Genomic DNA, 21323 nt, shown 5'->3' on the forward strand with positions numbered 1-21323 from the left:
TGGTGGGAGCGTACGGCCGCTACGCCGGCCACGGGTGTGGGGCGATCGACGTCCGGCTGAGGTTTTGCCGTCATGTCCCTTTGGGTATCGCGCGATTGACCCGCGACCGGCCTGCCCGAGGACGTGAGACATGCGCCCCTTCTGCTCCCGTGCACCGACCAATGCCGACTCACCGAAAGTTATGATCAGTTGCGCACCGTCGGGACCGGGGTATGAACCCCCTGGTGCCCCGACGGCCCACGCCCTGCCGTTAGCGACCGTACGTCCTTGGAGGTGAGCCGCCGTGGCACTCTCGATTTCGGCGGTTGTGCTGCTGGCGATCATCGTCTTCCTGCTCATCAAGAAGTCCGGGCTCAAGGCCATGCACGCCGTCGTCTGCATGTTGTTCGGCTTCTACCTGGCCAGTTCCTCGATCGCACCCACCATCAGCGACCTGACCACCAGCGTCGCCAACATGGTGAGCGGTCTGAAGTTCTGACCCGGCCGTCGGTGACCGTTCGGCGGGAGGGCGTGCCCGGGCGCGTAGGCTCGGCTCCATGAGTGCGCCCTCCAACCGACCGCGACTGCTGTTCGTCCACGCCCACCCCGACGACGAGTCGATCAACAACGGCGTCACCATGGCCAGGTACGCCGCGGAGGGCGCCGCCGTCACCCTCGTCACCTGCACCCTCGGTGAGGAGGGCGAGGTCATCCCGGAGGACCTGGCGCACCTGGCACCCGACCGCGGCGACAACCTGGGGCCCTACCGGATCGGCGAGCTGGCGGCCGCCATGCGCGAACTGGGCGTCAGCGACCACCGGTTCCTCGGCGGGCCCGGCCGCTACCGCGACTCCGGCATGAGGGGCACCCCCCAGAACGACCGGCCCGAGTGCTTCTGGCAGGCCCCGCTGGACGAGGCCGCCGCGCTGCTCGTGGAGACCGTCCGCGAGACCCGCCCCCACGTCCTGGTCACCTACGACCCGGACGGCGGCTACGGCCACCCCGACCACATCAAGGCGCACCGGGTCGCCACCCGGGCCGCGGAACTCGCCGCCGACCCGGCGTTCCGCCCGGAACTGGGCGAAGCGCACCGGATCGCCCGAACCTACTGGAACTGCGTACCCCGTTCGGCGGTCGACGCCGAGGCGTTCGCGGGCAACCCGTTCCCGGGCGACACCGACGTCTCGGACATCCCGGGCGTCGTGCCGGACGAACTTGTCGCCGTGCGCGTCGAGGGCGGCGAGCGGTACACCGCCGCGAAGGTCGCCGCGATGAGCGCCCACGCCACCCAGATCGTCGTGGAGGGCGCCCACTTCGCGCTGTCCAACGGCCTCGGCCAGCCCGTGCAGACCACCGAGTGCTACCGGCTGCCCGACGGCTCCGGGCCCGCCGGCCCGCCGGCGACCGATCTCTTCGACGGGATCGACGGAATCGCCGGGGTCGAGCCGGTCGACGGGACCGAGCGGTGAACCCCTGGCTGCTGCGGGCGCGACTGCTCGGACTCTTCCTCCTCGGTGCCCTGGTGGGTTTCGCCGGCCTGGTGACACACGCCGGCTGGTTCCCCGGCGGGCTGCTGCTCGCGCTCGCCGGGCTCGGCGGTCTCGCCTACGGCGCGCTGGTCCTCACCGGCGACCGGTCCGGCCCGTGGGCGGCGGGCGCCGGATGGGCGCTCACCGTACTCCCGTTCACCTTCTGGGTGAGGCCCGAAGGGGACTTCCTGGTCACCGATCTGAGTGCCGCTCTGTTCCTCTACGGGGGCGTGCTGCTCGTTGTGATGTGCGCCACTGTGCTGCGTCCGCCCAGGTCCCGTTTTGACGGTCCCGGCGACCGGGCGGGGCGCCCCCAGTAAGGTGGGGGCCGCCGGCGAGCCGTACTGGCACGACCAGTAAGACGAACGGGTGCGGCGGATACAACCGGGAGAACCTGCCTTGAGCCGTGAAAGTGACAGCTCGTTCCGGAACGGGAGCGAGCCCGAGGAACCCAAGACCGAGACGACGTTGACGACCCGGGTGCGCATCAACATCCCCGGGTCGCGGCCGATTCCCCCGGTCGTCGTGCGGAAGCCGGTGGACCCGGCTGCGGCTGACTCCGCCGGCGCCCCCGCCAGTGCTCCCGGAAGTGCCGCGGACGCGGCCGCCTCCGAAGCTCCGAAGGGGCCCTCCTCCAGCGAGTCCACGGGCGCCAGCTCCTGGTTCGCTCCCCGCAAGGCGCCCCCGGCGGGGAGCGGCCAGACGAGCACGCCGCCGCGCGGCACCCCCACCGGCGCCGCGCGCGGCGAGACCCCGCCCGGCGGCACCCCCGCCTTCGGCGCGGGCCCGGCCGCTTCCAGCGGCACGGAGCGCCCCGGCGGACGCCCGGCGCCGCTGCCGCGCCGGACGCCGCCGGCCGGCCCCACAAGCGGCCCGGCCACCGGCGACATGCCCAGCCTGCCGCCCGGGTTCCAGCAGACGCCGGGAACACCGCCGCCGGCCGGCGGTCCGGAGCCCGCGGTCCCGCCGGTGCTCGGCCCGCCCCCGGGTTCGGACATCACCGGCATCATGAAGCCGCCGACGCCGGCCGGTGAGACGCAGGGCATTCCCGTCGTCCCGCCGGGCCCCGAAGCGCGGCAGGCGGCCGACCCGTTCGCGCCGAGCGGTGACGTGCCGCGCGACCCGTTCGCGCCGAGCGGTGACGTGCCCCGGGACCCGTTCGCGCCGAGCGGTGACGTGCCGCGCGACCCGTTCGCGCCGAGCGGTGACGTGCCCCGGGACCCGTTCGCGCCGAGCGGTGACGTGCCCCGGGACCCGTTCGCGCCGAGCGGTGACGTGCCCCGCGACCCGTTCGGGCCGACCGGCGGCGGGCCTCGTGACCCGTTCGCCGGCAGCCCCGCCAGCCCGTCGCCGGCCGGTCCGTCGCCGACCGGCGCGCCGGCCGACGGCCCGTCGGCCAGCGGTCCCGGGGTCCCGGGACCGGCGGTGCCGCCGCCCGGCCCCGGCGCCGACCCGCGCCGCCGTGAGGAGCCGGAGCCGGAACCCGAGCCGTTCACCTTCAGCGAGCCGGACCCGCCCGCCCGCAAGGGACGTTCCAAGCTGGTGCTGCTCGGCGTGGCCGCCGCCGGTCTCGTCGGCATCGCCTACGGCGCCGGTCTGCTGCTCGACCACTCCGACATCCCCAACGGCACCACCGTGCTCGGCGTGGACATCGGCGGCTCGACGCAGCAGGAGGCCGTGGCCAAGCTGAACGCCGCGCTCGGCTCCCGCACCACGGACCCGCTGGTGCTGGAGGTCGACGGCGCCGAGCAGCAGTTGAAGCCGAGCGTCGCCGGGCTCTCCCTCGACACCGACGAGACGGTCCGCGGTGCCACCGGACGGGACTACAACCCGGTCTCCGTCATCGCGTCGCTGGTCGGCGGAACCCGTGAGGCGCAGCCGGTCTTCAAGGTGGACGAGGAGAAGCTGCGGGCGGCGCTGACCGAACTCGCCGGCGCCGGCGGTACCAACGGGGCCCAGGAGGGCATGGTGCGCTTCGAGGACGGCAAGCCGGTGGCCGTCCCCGGCAAGGCGTCCATGGCGGTGGACGCCGACCGGGCCGCCGACACCGTAGAGGCCGCCTACCGCCAGCGCGCCGCCACCGGACGGGACAGCGCGGTGACGCTCCCGGTGAGCAAGCAGGAGCCGAAGGTCACCCAGGCCGAGTTCCAGCGGGCGATCAAGGAGTTCGGCGAGCCGGCCATGTCGGGCTGGGTGTGGCTGAAGGCCGGTTCGGTCGAGGTGCCGTTCAGCCAGCGGACCATCGGCGAGTTCCTGACGATGCGGCCCGCCGGCAACGGCCGTCTCCAGCCGGTGGTGGACCCCGAGGCGCTGGCGGCGAAGTACGGCACGCTGTTCGACGGTGTGGTGATCGACGCCGGTACCGGCCCGGTGCCGATGACGCCCAAGCACGCCGCGAGTGCGATGACCAAGGCGCTGGCCGAGCCCGCGCCGCCGGAGCCGCAGCGGCGGTACGCCGTCGTCGAGGGCGCCACCCAGGGCTGAGAGCGGTGGGGGCGCACGGCCGTCGCCGTGCGCCCCCACCGGACTCCCCCGGACTCCTCGCCCGGGCCTGCGTCAGTTCAGCCGCGCGCGGGCGGCGCGCGCCTCGCGGTGCGCGGCCTCGGCCGCCTGCGGCTCCATCGCCGCCACCAGCGTCGCGTACTCCTCCAGGCCGCGCGCGCCGCCCACGAAGTCACCGCGCTCCACGAGCAGTCGGGCCCGCTCGTAGCGCAGCCTGGCCGGGTGGTGCGGCAGCAGCAGCCCCAGCTCCACGGCGGCCAGCGCCACATCGGTGTGCTCGGGCCGCTGAGCGGCCCAGGAGCGGATGTTGTTCAGCACCCGGGAGACGATCTCCAGCGGCGGAGCGGGCTGGAGCATCGCGCGGGACAGCGGTCGGCCGGTCGCGCCGGCCACCAGCAGCTCCGCCTCCTGCTCGCTCATCAGCCGGCCGCCCGCGAACGGGTCGACCAGCACGTGTTCGCCGTCCGGCTCGCCGAAGCCGACGACGAAGTGGCCGGGCAGCGCGACGCCGTGCACCGGCGCGCCGGCCCGCCTGGCCACCTCGATCCACACCACCGACAGCAGGATCGGCAGCCCCCGGCGCCGCCGCAGGACGTTGCCGAGCTGGGAGGACTCCAGCCGTTCGTAGTCGTCGCGGTCGCCGTGGAAACCGAGCCGCTCACCGAGCAGCGCGCGCAGCGTCACGGCCCAGTCGACCGGGCCGCGGTGCGTGGCGAAGGGCAGTTCGCCGGTGAGGCGGTCCAGCTCGATCTGGCCCTCGTCGACGGCCCGTTCGCCCTCGTCCCGGTCCATCGCTCCCCGGCCGGGCGCCACCAGCTCGCCGAGCAGCAGGCACAGGGTGGCCAGGTCCGGCTTGTCGGTGCGGGCGGCCTCGGCGAAGAGGCGCTGTGCCCCGTCTCCGCTGTCCTGGTCCGTCATCGTTTCCCTCCCCCGCGTCGCGTCGCTCGCGCGACTCGGTCCGGTCAGCTCCGCGGTCCGTCGGGCGCGCGCCAGTGCTGGTAGCCGTGGTGGCGGGCGAAGCCGAGCCGTCCGTACATGGCGCGTGCCGCCTCATTGTCCGTCTCCACCTGCAGGTACCCCGCCCGGGCGCCTTCTGACGCCGCGCGCTCGGCCAGTGCGGCCACGACGGCGGCGGCCAGGCCGCGGCGGCGCAGGTGAGGGGCGGTCTCCACCGCGCCGAAACCGGCCCAGCGGCCGTCCACCACCACGCGGCCGATCGCGGCCGGCGCCCCGGACCCGGCGGCCTCGCCGGCGGCGTCCTCGATCGTCGGCCCGCCCGGCTCATCCGGCCCGTCCGGCACCGTGGCGAACCACACCGACGGGCCGCCGCCGAGTACCCGGAGCGCCTGCGGGCCGAGCCCCGCCGAGCGGTTGTAGCGTGCCAGCCACGCCTCGTCGGCCTCCCGGGAGAGCCGCACCGCGGAGGTGTCGACGCCCCGGTCGACGATCGGGGCGAGCGCGCCGGTCCACACCTCGGCGTGGGCCACCGGCCGCCAGCCCCGGTCGGCGAGTGCGGCGGCCAGCCGTTCGCCGGTGTCCGGGCCGCCGACGGTGGTGTGGACGTGCGCGGGGAGCGCCCGGCGCGCGTACCAGGCGCGTACGCGCTCCAACGCCTCGTCCAGCGGCAGCCCGGGGTCGCCGAGCGCGAGGACGGAGTTCGCGCGGCGGGTGAAGCCGCCGGCGGCCCGCAGCAGCCAGTCACCGAGCCGTTCGGTCTCCACGGCCGGCCAACCGCGCGCGGCGACCCGTTCCAGCTCGGCGGTGTCGGCGGCCGGCAGCCCACGCACCCGGGCCGGCGCGGCGGGCACCACCTTGCCCGCGACGAGCCGGTCTTCCGCGATGCGGACGCGTTCGCCGTTCCGTCGTGTGACGTGAAGCACGCCGGCGTTCCACGATGTGAGCACGCCGACGGTGTCGGTGAAGCGCGGACCGGTCGGATCCCCTTCCGGCCCGGGGGCGGCCAAACTTCGTACGGACACCCGTTTCCCCACGTCAGAGGGGCTGACACGGACCTCAAGCCGTCCGCTCATGGTGAACTCCACTGATCTGCTCGACCCTCTTGTACCTGTGCTCGTCCGGAACGGCGATACTAGAGGTGGGCATCGACGACGCCGCGCTCCCGCGCGAGAAGAGCCCTACCGAGGAGGAACGAGAGCGTGACCTACGTCATCGCGCAGCCTTGTGTCGACCTGAAGGACAAGGCGTGCATCGAGGAATGCCCCGTTGACTGCATTTACGAGGGCCAGCGGTCCTTGTACATCCACCCTGACGAATGCGTCGACTGCGGGGCGTGTGAGCCGGTCTGCCCGGTCGAGGCGATCTTCTACGAGGACGACACCCCGGAGGAGTGGAAGGACTTCTACAAGGCGAACGTCGAGTTCTTCGACGAACTGGGTTCGCCGGGTGGCGCCAGCAAGCTCGGCCTCATCGAGCGGGACCACCCCATCGTCGCCGCGCTCCCGCCGCAGGAGCACGACGAGTGATCCGACGGTGTGACGACGGCGGCCGCGCGCGGCCACCGCGGTCACACCCCGCCGCGGTCCCGCACGGCACCCCACCCGGGATGCCGCGCGGGACCGCGGCGTTTCCACGAGGGCTCCCCGCGGCGCCGCCCGGGGAGCCGAAGAGAAAGCGAGCCAGCACGTGCCACCCGTCTCGTCCAGGTTGCCGGTCTTCCCGTGGGACCGGCTGGAGCCGTACAAGGCGACCGCCGCGGCGCATCCCGACGGTCTTGTCGACCTGTCGGTCGGCACCCCGGTGGACCCGGTCCCGCCGCTGATCCAGCGGGCGCTCGCCGCCGCCACGGACCGGCCCGGCTATCCCACGGTGTGGGGGACGCCCGCGCTGCGGGACGCGATCAGCGGCTGGTGCGAGCGCCGTCTCGGCGCGCGGGGGGTCGGGCACGGGAACGTGCTGCCGGTCGTCGGCTCCAAGGAGCTGGTGGCCTGGCTGCCGATCCAGCTCGGCCTGGGGCCGGGGGACCGGGTGGCGTACCCGAGGCTGGCCTACCCGACCTACGAGGTCGGCGCCCGGCTCGCCGGCGCGGAGCCGGTGGTCTACGACTCGCCCACCGAGCTGGACCCGGCCGGGCTGCGGCTGCTGTGGCTGAACTCGCCGTCCAACCCGACCGGCCGGGTGCTGTCCGCCGACGAGCTGCGCGAGACGGTCCGCTGGGCGCGGGAGCACGGCGTCCTGCTGGCCAGCGACGAGTGCTACCTGGAGCTGGGCTGGGACGTCGAGCCGGTCTCGGTGCTGCGCCCCGACATCTGCGACGGCGACTTCTCCGGTCTGCTGGCGGTGCACTCCCTGTCCAAGCGCTCCAACCTGGCCGGCTACCGGGCGGCGTTCGTCGCGGGCGACGCGGAGGTCGTCGGTGAGCTGCTGAAGGTCCGCAAGCACGGCGGCATGATGACGCCGGCGCCGGTGCAGGAGGCGGTGATCGCGGCCCTGGGCGACGACGCGCACGTGGCGGAGCAGCGGGAGCGGTACGCGGCACGCCGGGCGGCGCTGCGTGCGGCGCTGGACAAGCGCGGGTTCCGCGTCGAGCACAGCGAGGCGTCGCTGTACCTGTGGGCGACCCGGGACGAGCCGTGCTGGGAGACGGTCGCCGAACTCGCCGAGCACGGCGTGCTGGTGGCGCCGGGGGACTTCTACGGTCCGGCCGGCGGGAAGTTCGTGCGGGTGGCGTTCACCGCGACCGACGAGCGGGTCGCGGCGGCGGTGCGCCGACTGTCCTGAGACCGTCGCCCCTGAGAGCGGCACAACGGGAGGAGGGGCCGAACGCGGTGGCGTCCGGCCCCTCCTCCCGTGCGACGTGCGGACATCAGCCGAGCGGCACGCCGCCGATCGAGGCGTTCCCCAGGGAGCTGGGGGCCAGCGGCAGGCCGCCGAGGGACTCGGTGGGCAGGCTGCCCAGCGCGTCCGTGGGCAGGCCGCCGTCGGAGACGGTCTTCACGGTCTTGCCGAGCATGTCGGTGGCGCCCTCGGCCGGGGCGGCCGAGCGGGTCAGCTGGCCGGCGACCTCACCGGCGGCCGGCACACCGGTGCGCACGGCCTCGCCGCCGGCGGCGCCGGCGAGCTTGGTGACGTTCTGGGTGGCGGTGTCGAGGTTCTCGCCGTTCAGGTTGTCCAGGTTGCTGAGGCCACCGAGTTCGGGACCCTTGGGCAGGTCCACGGCGTTGGCGGAGCCTGCGGCCGCACCGACGACGGAGGCGGCGCCCGCGGCCGTCAGCAGTGCGCTCTTGGCGATCCGGCGCGTGAAGGACATGTTGCTCCTTTGACGGAGAGATATTCGGGAAATCCGGGCGAGTGCCCGGCCAGACGCAGTGCCTATCGCGTCCGGCGGCCCCGAGGTTGCGGCCGACAAAGGTAAAGGATTGGTAATGCGTCGCATTGTATGGATGGGGCAAAGAGGGCAATCCGTGCAGTAGGGTTGCCCCGCCGGTACGGCGGAGGCCAAGCGCCGCAAGGCATCCGGCGTTCCGGGGCGCTCTCCGGCGGCGCTCGCAACGCGCCGCGCCGAAGTCAGCCCGGTGATTGTGGAACCTACTCCTGCGGGTGAACGGAAGAAATCTGACGCACCAGCGTCAGGCGCACGTCACTCCGCTTCGCGCCGTCGGTTTTCCGCCAGCGATCGGCCGGATCGGCGGTGTCCCCGGCCTCCCAGACCCGATCCGCGTAGGCGACCCGCTCGATCCCCAACCGGGAGGCGTTCGCCACCGCCCAGTGCGCCAGCTGCCACCCCCGCCGCACGACGGCCCGCTCGTCATCGTCACGGCCACCGCCATGGCCACGGCTGGCGGCGGGCTCCGCGTTCGCGCGGCGCTCGGCGGCCTCCGTGCCCCGCTCCACCGGGCGGACCGGGATCGACAGCCCGGCCCCCGGCGCACCGCGCCCGGCACCGCCGGCCACCAGTGTCGGCCGCAGCTCCGGACCGAACTCCCGCACCAGCTTCTCCCGCACCTCGCCGGCGTCGCCCGGTCGCGGCTTCTCGGAGCGCTTCCCGCCGCAGCTCACCGCCGCCGGCCGGCGCCCGGTCAGTGCGGCCGCCAACTGTCCGGCGCGGGGCTCGTGCTTCGCGTACTCGTCCGGGAAGGCACTCAGCTGCACCCGCTGCGCCGCGACCGTGAGCGGCAGCCCGGCGTAGTCCGGCACCTCCACCAGGCGCTCGTAGAACTTCCCCGCCGAGTACACCGGGTCCATGATCTGCTCGACCGTCCCCCAACCCTGCGAGGGGCGCTGCTGGAACAGGCCGACCGAGTCCCGGTCGCCGTAGTCGATGTTGCGCAGCATCGACTCCTGCATGGCCGTCGCCAGGGCTATCGTCACCGCACGCTCCGGAAGGCCACGCGCACTGCCGACCGCCTCGATCGTCGCCGCGTTCCGCAGCATCTGCGGTTCCAGGTGGTACGGCGAGTCGTCCTCGCCGCCCCGCACCACGCAGTGGTACGGATCGGGCTCCCACAGCCGGTCCCTGGCGACCTGCACCACGGCGTAGCCGGCCAGTGTCAGCAGCACGACGACGGCGGCCGCGACCCGCAGCCGCCCGCCCCGCTTCCCGCCCTGCTCGCCAGTCCCACCTTCGGCCATACGCGCAGCCTATCCGCCGTCTCGGACCCGCCGGGTAGGGTCCTGCCCATGGCAAAGGACACGCTCGACCTCCGACAGGACGCCGCGCGGCTGACCGCGCAACTCGTCGACATCCCCTCCGTGAGCGGCGACGAGAAGACGCTGGCCGACGCCGTCGAGCTGGCCCTGCGCGAACTGCCCCACCTGGAGGTCCTGCGGTTCGGCAACAACGTCCTCGCCCGCACCGACCTGGGCCGGGCCGAACGCGTCGTGCTGGCCGGCCACATCGACACCGTCCCGATCGCCGACAACGTGCCGTCCCGCCTCGACGAGGACGGCGTGCTGTGGGGCTGCGGCACGTCCGACATGAAGTCCGGCGTCGCCGTCCAGCTGCGCATCGCCGCGACGGTCCCCGAACCCAACCGCGACCTCACCTTCGTCTTCTACGACAACGAGGAGGTCGCCGCCCACCTCAACGGCCTCGGCCACGTGGCGAAGGCGCACCCCGACTGGCTCGCCGCCGACTTCGCGGTACTGCTGGAGCCCTCCAGCGGCCAGGTCGAGGGCGGCTGCCAGGGCACCCTCCGGGTCCGGCTGCACACCGCCGGCCAGCGTGCCCACTCCGCCCGCGGCTGGATGGGGGAGAACGCCATCCACGCCGCGGCGCCCGTGCTCGACCGGCTCGCCGCCTACCAGCCGCGCCGCGTCACCATCGACGGCCTGGAGTACCGGGAGGGCCTCAACGCCGTCCGCGTCGAGGGCGGCGTCGCCGGCAACGTCATCCCCGACGCCTGCGTCGTCACCGTCAACTACCGCTACGCGCCCGACCTCGGCGAGGAGCAGGCCCTCGCCCACGTGCGCGAGGTCTTCGCCGACTGCCCGGTCGCGGAGTTCGAGGTCGACGACCACAGCGGCGCCGCGCTGCCCGGTCTGGGCCACCCGGCCGCCGTCGCCTTCATGGCCGCCGTCGGCGGCACCGCGCAGCCGAAGTTCGGCTGGACCGACGTCGCCCGCTTCAGCGCGCTCGGCGTCCCGGCGGTCAACTACGGGCCCGGCGAGCCCAGCCTGGCCCACCGCGTCGACGAGCGCGTCGACACGGCGGTGATCCTCCGCTGCGAGGAGCGGCTGCGCAGCTGGCTCACGGCCTGACCGACCGCCGGGGCGGAGGTCACGCCGGAGGCCGCACCGGACGTCGCGCCCGGGGGGCCGGACCGTACCCGTGAGTTACGGCCACGGTCACCTCGGCCTGCGTACTCTTGGCCCGAGATCAACCGGAGGGAGCACGACACATGACGAGTGCAGCGGAGCAGGAGCAGGAGCCCCAGGAGCAGCGACTCGGCGCGGTGGTCCGCCGCCGCGGCCAGGTGCAGCCCGGCACCACCGACCAGCGCCTGCTCGAATCCACCGGACCCTCCGACTTCATCCACCGCGACCCCTGGCGGGTCATGCGCATCCAGTCGGAGTTCGTCGAGGGGTTCGGTGCGCTGGCCGAGGTCGGCCCCGGCATCAGCGTGTTCGGCTCGGCGCGCACCCACGAGGGCTCCCCGGAGTACGCGGCCGGCGTCGCGATCGGCCGCGCCCTCGCCGAGGCCGGCTTCGCCGTGATCACCGGCGGCGGCCCCGGCGCCATGGAGGCCGCCAACCGCGGCGCCTACGAGGCCGGCGGCACCTCCGTCGGACTCGGCATCGAGCTGCCCTTCGAGCAGGGCCTCAACCAGTACGTCGACCTCGGCGTCAACTTCCGGTACTTCTTCGTCCGCAAGACCTGCTTCGTGAAGTACTCGCAGGGCTTTGTGGTGCTGCCCGGCGGAATGGGCACGCTGGACGAGCTGTTCGAGGCCGTGACGCTCGTCCAGACGCGCAAGGTGACCCGCTTCCCGATCGTGCTCTACGGCTCCGAGTACTGGGCCGGACTGCTGGACTGGCTGAAGAGCACCGTCGCGGGCGAGGGCAAGGTCGCCCCCGCCGACCTGGAACTGCTCCACGTCACCGACGACGTGGACGAGGCGGTGGCGCTGGTCACCAAGTGACCTCCTTCGCCTGAGCGCTGTGCGGGTGCGGGTGCGGGTGCGGGTGCGGTTCGGGCCGGGCCGCGGGCTCAGGCCAGCCCCCGGCGGGCCACCGCCGGGGGCCGGTGGCCGGCGATCGACGCCACCATGTCCAGCACCTGCCGGGTCTCGGCCACCTCGTGCACCCGGTACACCCGGGCGCCCAGCCACGCCGAGACCGCCGTGGTCGCCAACGTGCCCACCAGCCGCTCCTTGACCGGGCGGTCCAGCGTCTCCCCGACGAAGTCCTTGTTGGACAGCGACACCAGCACCGGCCAGCCCGTCGCGACCATCTCGTCCAGCCGCCGGGTGGCCTCCAGCGAGTGCCGGGTGTTCTTCCCGAAGTCGTGCCCCGGGTCGATCATCACGGCGTCCCGCCGCACCCCGAGCGCCACGGCCCGCTCGGCCAGACCGACCGTCACCCGCAGCACGTCGGCCATCACGTCGTCGTAGCCGACCCGGTGCGGGCGGGTGCGCGGCTCGGCACCGCCGGCGTGCGTGCAGACCAGCCCCACGCCGTACCGCGCGGCGACCTCGGCGAGCCGCGGGTCGACGCCGCCCCACGCGTCGTTCAGCACGTCCGCGCCGGCCTCGCAGACCGCCTCGCCCACCTCGTGCCGCCAGGTGTCCACGCTGATCACCACGTCCGGGTGGCGGCGGCGCACCTCGGCGACGAAGCCCGCGGTCCGGCGGATCTCCTCCGCCGCGTCGACCTCCTCGCCGGGACCGGCCTTCACACCCCCTATGTCGACGATGGCCGCGCCCTCCGCGACCGCCTGCTCGACCCGGGCCAGCGCCGGCTCGTCCCGGAAGGTCGCGCCCTGGTCGTAGAACGAGTCGGGCGTCCGGTTGACGATGGCCATGATCACCGGCTCGTGCTCCCCGAACTCCCGCCGTCCGAGCCGCAGCATGAGATTCCTCCTGGTCGCTCCGCGCCTGTGCGCCACGCGACACGCGCGCGCACCGGCGAGCCTAGGCCCTGTCGGAGCCGCCGCTCCCCACGACGTCCCCGGTCGCGGGCGACACCCTCGGGGGCGCGGCATGGCAGGATCGTCGGACGCTGCGGTGGTGCAGCGGACGCACGACGGGGAGCGACTGTCTTGTTCTGGTTCATGCTGATCGGCTTGCTGCTGGTGGTCGGCGCGGTCACGCTCGCCGTGGCCCGCAGCGGCGTCGGCGGTGGCGGCGGCCCGGTGCGCGGCGGGCTCACCGACCCGGTGCCCGAGCGGCCCACGGTCGGACTGCCGCTCGACCGGCCGCTGGTGCGCGCCGACGTGGACGACCTGCGGCTGCCGCTCGCGCCGCGCGGCTACCGGATGGCCGAGGTCGACGACGTGCTCGACCGGTTGGCCGCCGAACTGGCCGTCCGGGACGCCCGCATCGCCGAACTGGAGGCCACCCTGGCCGGGAACAGGGCCGCCGCCACCGCCCGCCCCGACCTGTTCGCCGACGCGGCCCCGCCGGGCTCGGGCCCCGACCTCGTCAAGCGGCCCGGGGAGACTCCCGAGCCGGAAGCACAGGCCCCCGCCGACGACAAGCGGGACGGGGACGAGGGCGACCGAGCCGAGGGGCGCGGGTCCGGTGGGTGAGGCCGTCGCGGGGCCGGACGGGCTGCCGCGCTGCCCGTGGGGTGTGGGCCCCGCCGACTACACCGACTACCACGACGGCGAGTGGGGCCGCCCGGTCCACGGCGACGACGCGCTCTTCGAACGCCTCAGCCTGGAGGCGTTCCAGTCCGGCCTGTCCTGGCTGACGATCCTGCGGCGCCGGGAGGGCTTCCGCCGGGCCTTCGCCGGCTTCCGCATCCACCACGTCGCCGCCTTCACCGACGCCGACCGGGCCCGGCTGCTGGCCGACCCCGGGATCATCCGCAACCGGATGAAGGTCGACGCGACCCTCGCCAACGCCCGGCTGCTCGCCACCTGGCGGCCGGGCGAACTCGACGAACTGCTCTGGTCCTTCGCCCCCGCCGCCGGTGCCGACCGGCCGGCACCGGCGGACACCGGGCAGGTGCCGGCCACCACCGCCGAGTCCGTGGCGCTGGCCGCCGAGCTGAAGCGGCGCGGCCTGCGGTTCGTCGGGCCGACCACGGCCTACGCGGCGATGCAGGCGTGCGGCGTGGTCAACGACCACCTCGCGGGCTGCGCCTTCCGCACGCCGCGCACCGGCTGACCACACTCACCGGCCGGCGGGGTCGCCGGCCCGTGGCGCTCACCGGCCCGTGAAGCGCGGCTTCTCCTTCTTCACAAACGCCTCGACGGCGGCGAGGTGGTCGTGGGTGCCGCCCGCGGCGACCTGGAGTTCCCCCTCCTTCTCCAGTGTCTCGGCAAGCGAGTGGGAGGCGCCGAACGCCATCGACTCCTTGATCGCGGCGTAGGCGGCGGTCGGCCCCTCGGCGAGCCGCCGGGCCACCTCCAGGGCGGCGGCCGGGAGTTCACCGGACGTCACCACCCGGTGGGTGAGGCCCAGTTCGAGCGCCTCCTCCGCCTTCACGCTGCGCGGGAAGTAGAGGAGGTCCGCGGCGCGTCCGGGACCGACGAGCCGGGGGAGCGTCCAGGAGATGCCGGAGTCGGCGGTCAGCGCGATCCCCGCGAAGGCGGTGTTGAACGCGGCGGTGTCCGCCATGATCCGGTAGTCGGCGGCGAACGCGAAGCCCGCGCCGGCGCCGGCCGCCACCCCGTTCACCGCCGCGACGACCGGCTTGGGCATGGCGGCGATGGCCAGGGTGATGGGGTTGTAGTGGTCCTGGACCGTCGTCAGGGCCTGGCCGCCGGCCGCGCGCAGCGCCTCGACGTGCTCCTTGAGGTCCTGGCCCACGCAGAACGCCCGCCCGCTGCCGGTGAGCAGCACGGCCCGCACGGCGGGGTCCTCCGCCGCTCTGGCGAGGGTGTCCCTGAGCGCTTCCTTGGTGGTGTTGTCGAGCGCGTTCATCGCGTCGGGACGGTTCAGCGTGATCGTCGCCAGTCCGTCGGTCAGTTCGTAGAGCACGGTGTCGGCCATGGGCACAGCATGGCGGAGATCATCGGCGCCCGGAACCGCGGCCCGGCTCCTCGCCGCTGTGAGCTGCGTCAAACCCCGCAGAGCCGTCAGACCCGTCAAAAATCCCCGGCGCCGGTGGCGTGGGCGGCGCGGGGGCGCAGTATCGCAGGCGGTTCGCGGGTTTGATCCGCTTTTGACTGGGCGCGTTGCACAGATGATGCCTGCCGATGTTGGTCATCGGGTCCCGCCATGCGGGATAATGGCTGAGAAGCAATGTGTTCGATGCCGGTGACATCTGGGTTGTCGCCTGCGACGAGCAGGTTCTAGCTGGTTTCAGGAAGGGGAACGAGCATGGCGGCCATGAAGCCGCGGACGGGCGATGGTCCGCTTGAGGTGACCAAGGAGGGGCGGGGCATCATCATGCGCGTTCCGCTTGAGGGCGGCGGCCGGCTTGTCGTCGAGCTGACCCCGGATGAGGCGGTCGCTCTCGGCGAGGAGCTGAAGAAGGTCACCGGCTGAGGTGACCCGAGGCCGCACGACCGTGCGGAGCTGAACCTCATCACACCGCACCGCCCCCGGAAGGGACGCCTTCCGGGGGCGGTGACGTGTCTCCCGGGTACGAGTACCCGTGTCCGAGCGTCAGCGGGCGCGTTTGACCGCGCACAGCAGGCCGTCGCCGACCGGCAGCAGCGACGGCAGCAGCTCGGCGCTGTCCCGCACCGTCCGCAGCAGGTCCCGCAGCCGCAGCACCTCCGCCGGCTGGGCGGCCGAGTCGACGGTGCGTCCCTCGGCGAAGACGCCCTCGAAGCACACCAGCCCGCCGGGGCGCAGCAGGCGCAACGATTCGCCCAGGTAGTCCAGGCATTCCAGGTGGTCCCCGTCGCAGAAGACGAGGTCGTAGCCGCCGTCGGCCAGTCTGGGCAGCACGTCCAGGGCGCGGCCGGCGATGATCCGGGCGCGGTTCCCGGCGAAGCCGGCGGCACGGAACGCCTGGCGGGCGAACTGCTGGCGCTCCGGTTCGATGTCGACGGTCGTCAGCACCCCGTCCGGGCGCATGCCCAGCAGCAGGTGGATCCCGGAGACCCCGGTGCCCGTGCCGATCTCGGCGACGGCCTTGGCGTCGGTCGCGGCGGCCAGCAGCCGCAGCGCGGCCCCGGTGCCGTCCGAGACGCTCCTGGCGCCGACCTCCAGCGCGCGTTCCCGAGCCCAGGCCAGAGCGACGTTGGCCGCGCTGTCGGCGTGCTCCACGCCGTACGCGTCGGCGAACGCCCAGCTCGTCTGCCGGTTGACGGTAATCGTCCCTCTCCTGTCCCACGGTCCGCGCCACCGTGACTGTATCCGCTGCCCCGGGGAACCAGGGGAGGGGATCACGCGTTGGAACAGACAGGTGACCGAGGCGGTACGAGCAGACCGGGACGGGGGCCGCGTGTGAGGCCGACAGTGAGGTGCGTCGAGGGTGCCGGGCGGGTCCGCGCGGACGCCGACCGGCGATCCGGTGCGCGGACGGGCCCGGATTCTTATCCGGAGCTAACGGGGCAGATGGCTAAGGTGGGTGCTCCACTGGACACCACCAGAGCCGACAGGGGAGGTGCGGCTTCGGCCGGTGGCCGGGGAGTGCTGGCGCGCTTCCGCCGGTCGTCCGGCAAGCCAACATCTGTGACCTACAACGCTGACCGCAGCCCCGCCGTTGACACCGCGACCGAGGAGGCCCCGGTGACCACCGCGGTGTTCACCGCGGACGCGGAGAGTCAGGCGTGGACGCCTCCCTCGTGGGAGGAGATCGTCAGCACCCACAGCGCCCGGGTCTACCGCCTCGCCTACCGGCTCACCGGCAACCAGCACGACGCCGAGGACCTCACCCAGGAGGTCTTCGTCCGCGTCTTCCGCTCGCTGTCCACCTACACGCCGGGCACGTTCGAGGGCTGGTTGCACCGCATCACCACGAACCTCTTCCTGGACATGGTGCGCCGCAAGCAGCGCATCCGGTTCGACGCGCTCGCGGACGACGCCGCCGAGCGGCTGCCCAGCCGGGAGCCCTCCCCGCAGCAGCACTTCAACGACACCCACTTCGACGCGGACGTGCAGCAGGCGCTGGACACGCTCGCCCCGGAGTTCCGGGCGGCGGTGGTGCTGTGCGACATCGAGGGGCTGTCCTACGAGGAGATCGCCGCGACGCTCGGTGTGAAGCTCGGAACGGTCCGCAGCCGCATCCACCGGGGCCGCTCCCACCTCCGCAAGGCCCTCAAGCACCGGTCTCCGGAGCGCCGCGCCGAGCAGCGGGTGCCGCTGGCCGTCGGGGCGGTGGGCCAGGTGCCGCTCGGGGAGGTCGGTGCCCGGTGAGCGCCACGGCCGAGCCGTCTCCGGCCGAGCTGCACCTGGGCGACCGGCTGGCGGCGCTGATCGACGGCGAGTTGGAGGACGACGCCCGCGAGCGGGTGCTCGCCCATCTCGCCACCTGCGCCTGCTGCAAGGCCGAGGCGGACGCCCAGCGGCAGGTCAAGAGCTTCTTCGCGGACACCGCCCCGCCCCCGCCGAGCGACGGCCTGCTGGCCCGGCTCCAGGGGTTGCCGGCGGGCCCTCTGCGTGCCGACGAGCCGCCCGGCCCCGCCCTGCCGTTCCCCGGTGGCGAGCTGCCCGGCGGCTCGGCCCCGGCCCCGTTCGGCGGCCCGGCGGAGGTGTTCGACGCGCAGCGGGGCTTCCGTATCCATCGCGGTCCGGACACCGAGGACCGCAGCGTCGAGCTGGAGCGCGCCGCCTCCCGCGGGCGGCGGCTGGCGTTCGCCGCGGCGGGTGCCTTCTCCCTGGCGGCCGTCGCGCTCGGCGGGGCGCTCAGCACCGGACCCACCGGCTCCGGCCCCGCGCCCACGGCGGGGCGGGCCGGCCGTCAGCGGGTCGTCTCGTCCGTCACCCAGTTCAGGTAGTCGGCCGAGCCGCCCGTGATCGGCAGGGCGACGACCTCCGGCTCGTCGTAGTCGTGGTGCTCGGTGACGTACCGGGTCAACGGCTCGACGAGGTCGGCACGGGTCTTGAAGTCGATCCGCCACTCCTGGTCGCGCTCGACCTTCCCCCGCCACCGGTAGACGGAGGAGATCGGGTACACCTGGGCGCACGCGGCGAGGCGTGCGCCGATCACCGCGCCCGCGAGCTCGTGGGCCTTGTCCTCCGCGTCCGTGGTCGTGACCACCACCACGTGTCCACTGTCCGTCATAGCCCCGACCCTACGGCCTGGTCAGCGGCGGCACCCGGGACACCAGTAGCCCTCGCCGCCCCGGGTGATTCCCCAGCCGCGCTCGGTGAGGTACGGCGTGGCGGCGGCGGCCTCGTGCAGCAGGTTGCCGAACAGGTCCTCGTCCTGGTTCGGCGGCGGCTCGGAGATGACCAGGTCGAAGCAGATCCGCTCCTGGCAGCCGCCGCGATCGCAGATCAGGTAGAACCGCACCGGCCCGGGCGCCCGCCCATCGGTAGTCAGACTCACCCCGGGAATGTTCCCGCCGCACCGCCTCGACGGCAACCGGTTGTAACGAGCCGATCACTCAAAAGGCTGAATCCCGTCGGGCCGGCGGCCGCCTCTCCTCACCCCTGCGTGCTCCTCGGCGCCAACGACTCGGCCAGGAAGTCGAGTTGTGCGTCCAGCAGGCGGACCACCGTGGCCTCGTCCATGGTGCCGTGGGTCGCGCCGGGCAGCGGGAGGACCCGGTGCGGACGGCCGGCGGCGAGCAGCGCCGCCGACAGCCGCAACGTGTGCGCGGCCACGACGTTGTCGTCGGCGAGCCCGTGGATCAGCAGCAGCGGGCGGCGCAGCCCGGCCGCCTCGTTCACCGGCGAACACCGGTCGTACGCGGCGGGGTTGTCGTCCGGATGGCCGAGGAAGCGTTCCCGCCAGTGGGTGTCGTAGAGCCGCTGGTCGCTGGGCGCGGCGCCGGCTATCGCGGCGTGGAAGACCTCCGGGTGGCGCAGCACGGCGGCGGTGGCGAGCGTGCCGCCGTAGCTCCAGCCCCGGATCGCGACCCGGCTTGTGTCGAGGTCGGGGCAGTGGCGTGCGGCGGCCCGCAGCGCGTCGAGCTGGTCCTCGATGACGGGCCCGAGCGTGTCGCCGTGCACGGCCTTCTCCCACGCCGGGCCCCGCCCCGGCGTCCCCCGACCGTCCGCGACGACCACCGCGAAGCCGTGCTCGGCGAACCACTGCGCCTCGCAGAGCAGCGGATGCCGGGTCCGGGTGACAAGCCGCATCGCCGGCCCGCTGTACGGGCTGAGCAGGACCGGGAGTCGACGTCCGCCACCCGGCCGGTACCAGGACGGCAGCAGCAGCGCCGTACGCACCTCGCGGGCCCCCGCCCGCAGAGGGACCGCGCGCGGCGGCAGCAGCGGTTCGGCGGCCCGCACCCCGATCGGCACGTCCGCCCGCCCGGGACGCCGCAGCGTCACCTCGGCAAGCCGCTCCTCCGTCCGGGAGACCAGCACCAGCGCGCCGCCCGCCGCCGGACGCGCGGTGTGCGTCCCGGGCACGCTGGTCAGCCGCCGCAGCCCCTCCCCCGGCGACCAGCTCCACACATGCTCCTCGGTCGGCTCCTCGCCGCCCGCGAAGTACACCGACTCCCCACCGGGCGCACCGAGTACCCGGTCGACGTGCAGCCCGTCGGGCGTGACCGGCTCACCGTCCACGCACAGCCGCCGGCTACCGCCGTGGTCCTCCACGTGCAGCAGCCGGCCCGCCCGGGTCCGCGCCGGCGCGCCCGGCACCAGCGACACCCACCTGTCGTCCCGCTGCCGCCACAGCTCCCGCGTCTCGCCGGTCGCGGGATCGGCGGCGAGCAGCAGTACGGTCCGCTGGTCGCGGCTCTGCACGCTGAGCAGCGGCCCGTGCGCGTCCCACACCGCACTCGCCAGGTACTCGAACTCGCGGCGCGACCAACGGACTTCCGTCCGTCGGCCGTCGACGTCCAGGACATACAGCCGCACGTCGGCGTTGTCCGTTCCGGCGGCCGGGTAGCGGACGGCACGAGGTGCGGCCGCCGGGTCCGCCGGGTCGCTCAGCCACCAGCGCCGCACGGCGGACTCGTCGACCCGCGCCACCAGCAGCCGCCGCCCGTCCGGCGCCCACCACAGCCCGTCCGGCCGGTGCATCGACTCGGCGGCGACGTGCTCGGCCAGCCCGTACCGCACGTCGGCGTGCTCCGGCACCGCCAGCCGCCGCGCGGCCGCGCCCCCTTCCAACTCGGCGACGTACACGGCGCCGTCGACCACACACGCCACCCGCCGCCCCGTCGGATCAATCCGCGCGACGGCAACCGGCCCCGGCAGCGACAGCCGCGTCGGCGCCACCCCGCCGTCCACGCGCAGCCACCACGCCTCGCCGCCCAGCGTGAAGACGACCGTGCGGACGGCCGCGTCGGCGGAGAACGCCACGATGCCGGTGGCCCGCTCCCGGGCCCGTTCCCGGCGCACACGTTCCGCCTCCGGCACGTCGTCCCCGGCGCCACCCGACCGGACCGGGTCCGCGAGCAGCACCTCCCGCCCGTCCGCCAACAGCCACAGACAGGACACCGGGTCCTCCGCCCCCCGACTCCGGACGAACAGCACCCGCTCCCCACCCTCGGACACCACAAACGAACCCGGAACCCCGAGAGCGAACCGGCGGGTCCGGGCGTACTGCCGGGCGAACCTCTCACGCGCTGACGACAACGGCATGCGGAAACACACTCCTCGCGGCTGACCGCAAACGGCACGGAAAACGCCATCAGGGGAGCCGAGGACACGGCTCCCCTGATCACAGGCGACGGGTTAAGGAACATCAGCCGGCGGGCACATCACACAGGCGGCCCCAGCCCGGCTCTCGGCAGTCTAGGCACGCCCCACCGCCACGACACAACCCCGATCACCGTGGGAAGGTGCCGCCGACTCCACCCACGCGCGGCCCGCTTCCGGCAGGGTCCCCACGTCTCCTCTCCCAGAACGCGCGCGAGATCACCGCCGGCGATGCCTCTCGGCACGGCATCGCCCATCTCCTCGGACAGGTCGGGGGCGGGCACGACCTCGTGGTGACACGGGACCAGAAGCCGGTCGCTGTCGGTCGGCCATGCGCACGGCTCGCTTTCCAGGCCGGGAGGGGTGGCGGCCCGGAGGCTGTCGCCGGGCCGTGCGCTGAGACGGTAGCCGGGATCGTGCCGGAGGGGGTCAGGGCGTGGTGGGTTGGCGGGCGGCGGCCTCCAGGGCGGGGATGTCGATCTTCTGCATGGTGAGCATCGCCTCGGTGACGCGGGCGACGCGGGCCGGGTCGGGGTCGGCGAGAAGTTCGAGGAGGCGTTTCGGCTCGATCTGCCAGGAGACGCCGTAGCGGTCCCTGAGCCAGCCGCACTGGCTTTCCTGGCCGCCGTCGGCGGTGAGCTTGGCCCACAGGTCGTCGACCTCCGCCTGGTCCTCGCACTGGACCTGGAAGGAGACGGACTCGTTGAAGGACCAGTCCGCCTTGCCGCCGTTGAGCGCCATGAACGGCTGGCCGAACAGCTCGAAGAGGACAAACACGACCGAGCCGGGTTCGCCGGGGCCAGCCTCGGAGTACCGCCGGACGTCGGTGATCCGGCCGTCGCCGAAGACGGACAGGTAGTAGTCGGCCGCCGCCTCCGCCTCGTCGTCGAACCACAGACACGTGGTGATCTTCTTCTCGGGCATCGTCCCGCTCCTCACTGTGCCGACGGCCTCTCGTGGGCCGTGTTCCCTC

At 73.8% G+C, this 21323-nt stretch carries 24 protein-coding genes; 13 read left to right on the top strand and 11 right to left on the bottom strand.

The features are described from left to right. Positions 1-283 precede the first annotated feature (283 nt). The 4 genes from GL263_RS04920 to GL263_RS04935 all read left to right on the top strand — a co-directional run bounded on the left by GL263_RS04920 (position 284) and on the right by GL263_RS04935 (position 3992). Positions 284-478 carry a hypothetical protein gene (locus tag GL263_RS04920; protein WP_182854323.1) on the top strand — a complete coding sequence of 65 codons (195 nt, stop codon included), beginning with the start codon at positions 284-286 and terminating at the stop codon, positions 476-478. A 58-nt stretch (positions 479-536) separates the two neighbouring features. Next, a complete protein-coding gene (gene mshB / locus GL263_RS04925; RefSeq protein WP_182854324.1) occupies positions 537-1448 on the top strand; it encodes an N-acetyl-1-D-myo-inositol-2-amino-2-deoxy-alpha-D-glucopyranoside deacetylase in 912 nt (303 codons plus the stop codon). Continuing rightward, positions 1445-1828, top strand: a complete 384-nt coding sequence (locus GL263_RS04930; protein ID WP_182854325.1) for a DUF6113 family protein — start codon at positions 1445-1447, stop codon at positions 1826-1828. Before mshB ends, GL263_RS04930 begins: the two co-directional genes overlap by 4 nt. Before the next feature lie 79 nt (positions 1829-1907). Then, positions 1908-3992: a peptidoglycan binding domain-containing protein gene (locus tag GL263_RS04935; protein ID WP_228456115.1), complete on the top strand. Its 2085-nt coding sequence runs from the start codon at positions 1908-1910 to the stop codon at positions 3990-3992. Positions 3993-4064: 72 nt separating this feature from the next. On the opposite strand, the gene GL263_RS04940 is transcribed toward GL263_RS04935, so the two are convergent. Continuing rightward, complete coding sequence (locus tag GL263_RS04940; protein WP_182854326.1) at positions 4065-4928, bottom strand: transglutaminase family protein; 864 nt, start codon at positions 4926-4928, stop codon at positions 4065-4067. Positions 4929-4972: 44 nt separating this feature from the next. After that, positions 4973-6052: a GNAT family N-acetyltransferase gene (locus GL263_RS04945; protein WP_182854327.1), complete on the bottom strand. Its 1080-nt coding sequence runs from the start codon at positions 6050-6052 to the stop codon at positions 4973-4975. Between the two features lie 114 nt (positions 6053-6166). Between GL263_RS04945 and fdxA the strand changes: the two genes are divergently transcribed. Beyond that, the gene (gene fdxA / locus GL263_RS04950; protein ID WP_182854328.1) at positions 6167-6493 is read left to right on the top strand and encodes a ferredoxin; all 327 of its coding nucleotides are present in this window, start codon (positions 6167-6169) and stop codon (positions 6491-6493) included. A 160-nt stretch (positions 6494-6653) separates the two neighbouring features. Next, complete coding sequence (dapC, locus tag GL263_RS04955; protein WP_182854329.1) at positions 6654-7748, top strand: succinyldiaminopimelate transaminase; 1095 nt, start codon at positions 6654-6656, stop codon at positions 7746-7748. Between the two features lie 85 nt (positions 7749-7833). Here the strand turns inward: dapC and GL263_RS04960 are convergent, their stop codons facing one another. Continuing rightward, the gene (locus tag GL263_RS04960) at positions 7834-8277 is read right to left on the bottom strand and encodes an ATP-binding protein (RefSeq protein WP_182854330.1); all 444 of its coding nucleotides are present in this window, start codon (positions 8275-8277) and stop codon (positions 7834-7836) included. A gap of 278 nt (positions 8278-8555) precedes the next feature. Beyond that, on the bottom strand, positions 8556-9599 hold the full coding sequence (locus GL263_RS04965; RefSeq protein WP_182854331.1) for a VldE C-terminal domain-containing protein: 1044 nt from the start codon (positions 9597-9599) through the stop codon (positions 8556-8558). Positions 9600-9647: 48 nt separating this feature from the next. On the opposite strand from GL263_RS04965, the gene dapE reads away from it, so the two are divergent. Next, positions 9648-10727: a succinyl-diaminopimelate desuccinylase gene (gene dapE / locus GL263_RS04970; protein ID WP_182854332.1), complete on the top strand. Its 1080-nt coding sequence runs from the start codon at positions 9648-9650 to the stop codon at positions 10725-10727. Between the two features lie 107 nt (positions 10728-10834). Further along, the gene (locus tag GL263_RS04975) at positions 10835-11608 is read left to right on the top strand and encodes an LOG family protein (protein ID WP_438947916.1); all 774 of its coding nucleotides are present in this window, start codon (positions 10835-10837) and stop codon (positions 11606-11608) included. 68 nt (positions 11609-11676) lie between these two features. Here GL263_RS04975 and folP read toward each other — a convergent pair whose 3' ends face one another. Next, positions 11677-12537, bottom strand: a complete 861-nt coding sequence (gene folP, locus GL263_RS04980) for a dihydropteroate synthase (protein ID WP_182854334.1) — start codon at positions 12535-12537, stop codon at positions 11677-11679. 189 nt (positions 12538-12726) lie between these two features. Here folP and GL263_RS04985 point away from each other — a divergent pair, with 189 nt between their 5' ends. Both GL263_RS04985 and GL263_RS04990 read left to right on the top strand, forming a co-directional pair. Then, entirely contained in the window at positions 12727-13215 is a 489-nt protein-coding gene (locus tag GL263_RS04985; protein ID WP_182854335.1) for a DivIVA domain-containing protein, read from the top strand. After that, the gene (locus GL263_RS04990; protein WP_323379246.1) at positions 13208-13798 is read left to right on the top strand and encodes a DNA-3-methyladenine glycosylase I; all 591 of its coding nucleotides are present in this window, start codon (positions 13208-13210) and stop codon (positions 13796-13798) included. The genes GL263_RS04985 and GL263_RS04990 overlap by 8 nt, the downstream gene beginning before the upstream one ends. A 39-nt stretch (positions 13799-13837) precedes the next feature. Here GL263_RS04990 and GL263_RS04995 read toward each other — a convergent pair whose 3' ends face one another. Further along, positions 13838-14626, bottom strand: a complete 789-nt coding sequence (locus GL263_RS04995; protein WP_182854336.1) for an enoyl-CoA hydratase-related protein — start codon at positions 14624-14626, stop codon at positions 13838-13840. Positions 14627-14956: 330 nt separating this feature from the next. On the opposite strand from GL263_RS04995, the gene GL263_RS05000 reads away from it, so the two are divergent. After that, entirely contained in the window at positions 14957-15124 is a 168-nt protein-coding gene (locus GL263_RS05000) for a DUF3117 domain-containing protein (protein ID WP_181354972.1), read from the top strand. A 120-nt stretch (positions 15125-15244) separates the two neighbouring features. On the opposite strand, the gene GL263_RS05005 is transcribed toward GL263_RS05000, so the two are convergent. Further along, positions 15245-15853, bottom strand: coding sequence for an O-methyltransferase (locus GL263_RS05005; RefSeq protein ID WP_438947917.1), 609 nt, complete (start codon positions 15851-15853; stop codon positions 15245-15247). A gap of 291 nt (positions 15854-16144) precedes the next feature. On the opposite strand from GL263_RS05005, the gene sigE reads away from it, so the two are divergent. Then, a complete protein-coding gene (sigE, locus tag GL263_RS05010) occupies positions 16145-16945 on the top strand; it encodes an RNA polymerase sigma factor SigE (protein WP_182854337.1) in 801 nt (266 codons plus the stop codon). After that, positions 16942-17526: a zf-HC2 domain-containing protein gene (locus GL263_RS05015; RefSeq protein WP_182854338.1), complete on the top strand. Its 585-nt coding sequence runs from the start codon at positions 16942-16944 to the stop codon at positions 17524-17526. The genes sigE and GL263_RS05015 overlap by 4 nt, the downstream gene beginning before the upstream one ends. Here GL263_RS05015 and cutA read toward each other — a convergent pair. From cutA to GL263_RS05035, 4 genes are all read right to left on the bottom strand, one after another. Next, the gene (gene cutA / locus GL263_RS05020; RefSeq protein ID WP_182854339.1) at positions 17490-17813 is read right to left on the bottom strand and encodes a divalent-cation tolerance protein CutA; all 324 of its coding nucleotides are present in this window, start codon (positions 17811-17813) and stop codon (positions 17490-17492) included. The two genes, GL263_RS05015 and cutA, sit on opposite strands and share 37 nt — an antisense overlap. A 21-nt stretch (positions 17814-17834) precedes the next feature. Next, the gene (locus GL263_RS05025; RefSeq protein ID WP_182854340.1) at positions 17835-18080 is read right to left on the bottom strand and encodes a hypothetical protein; all 246 of its coding nucleotides are present in this window, start codon (positions 18078-18080) and stop codon (positions 17835-17837) included. Positions 18081-18178: 98 nt separating this feature from the next. Then, complete coding sequence (locus GL263_RS05030; RefSeq protein ID WP_182854341.1) at positions 18179-20293, bottom strand: S9 family peptidase; 2115 nt, start codon at positions 20291-20293, stop codon at positions 18179-18181. A 486-nt stretch (positions 20294-20779) separates the two neighbouring features. Beyond that, positions 20780-21274, bottom strand: a complete 495-nt coding sequence (locus tag GL263_RS05035; protein ID WP_182854342.1) for a VOC family protein — start codon at positions 21272-21274, stop codon at positions 20780-20782. Between the last annotated feature and the right edge of the window lie 49 nt (positions 21275-21323).

Source organism: Streptomyces durbertensis (assembly GCF_014156695.1).
GTDB lineage: Bacteria > Actinomycetota > Actinomycetes > Streptomycetales > Streptomycetaceae > Streptomyces > Streptomyces durbertensis.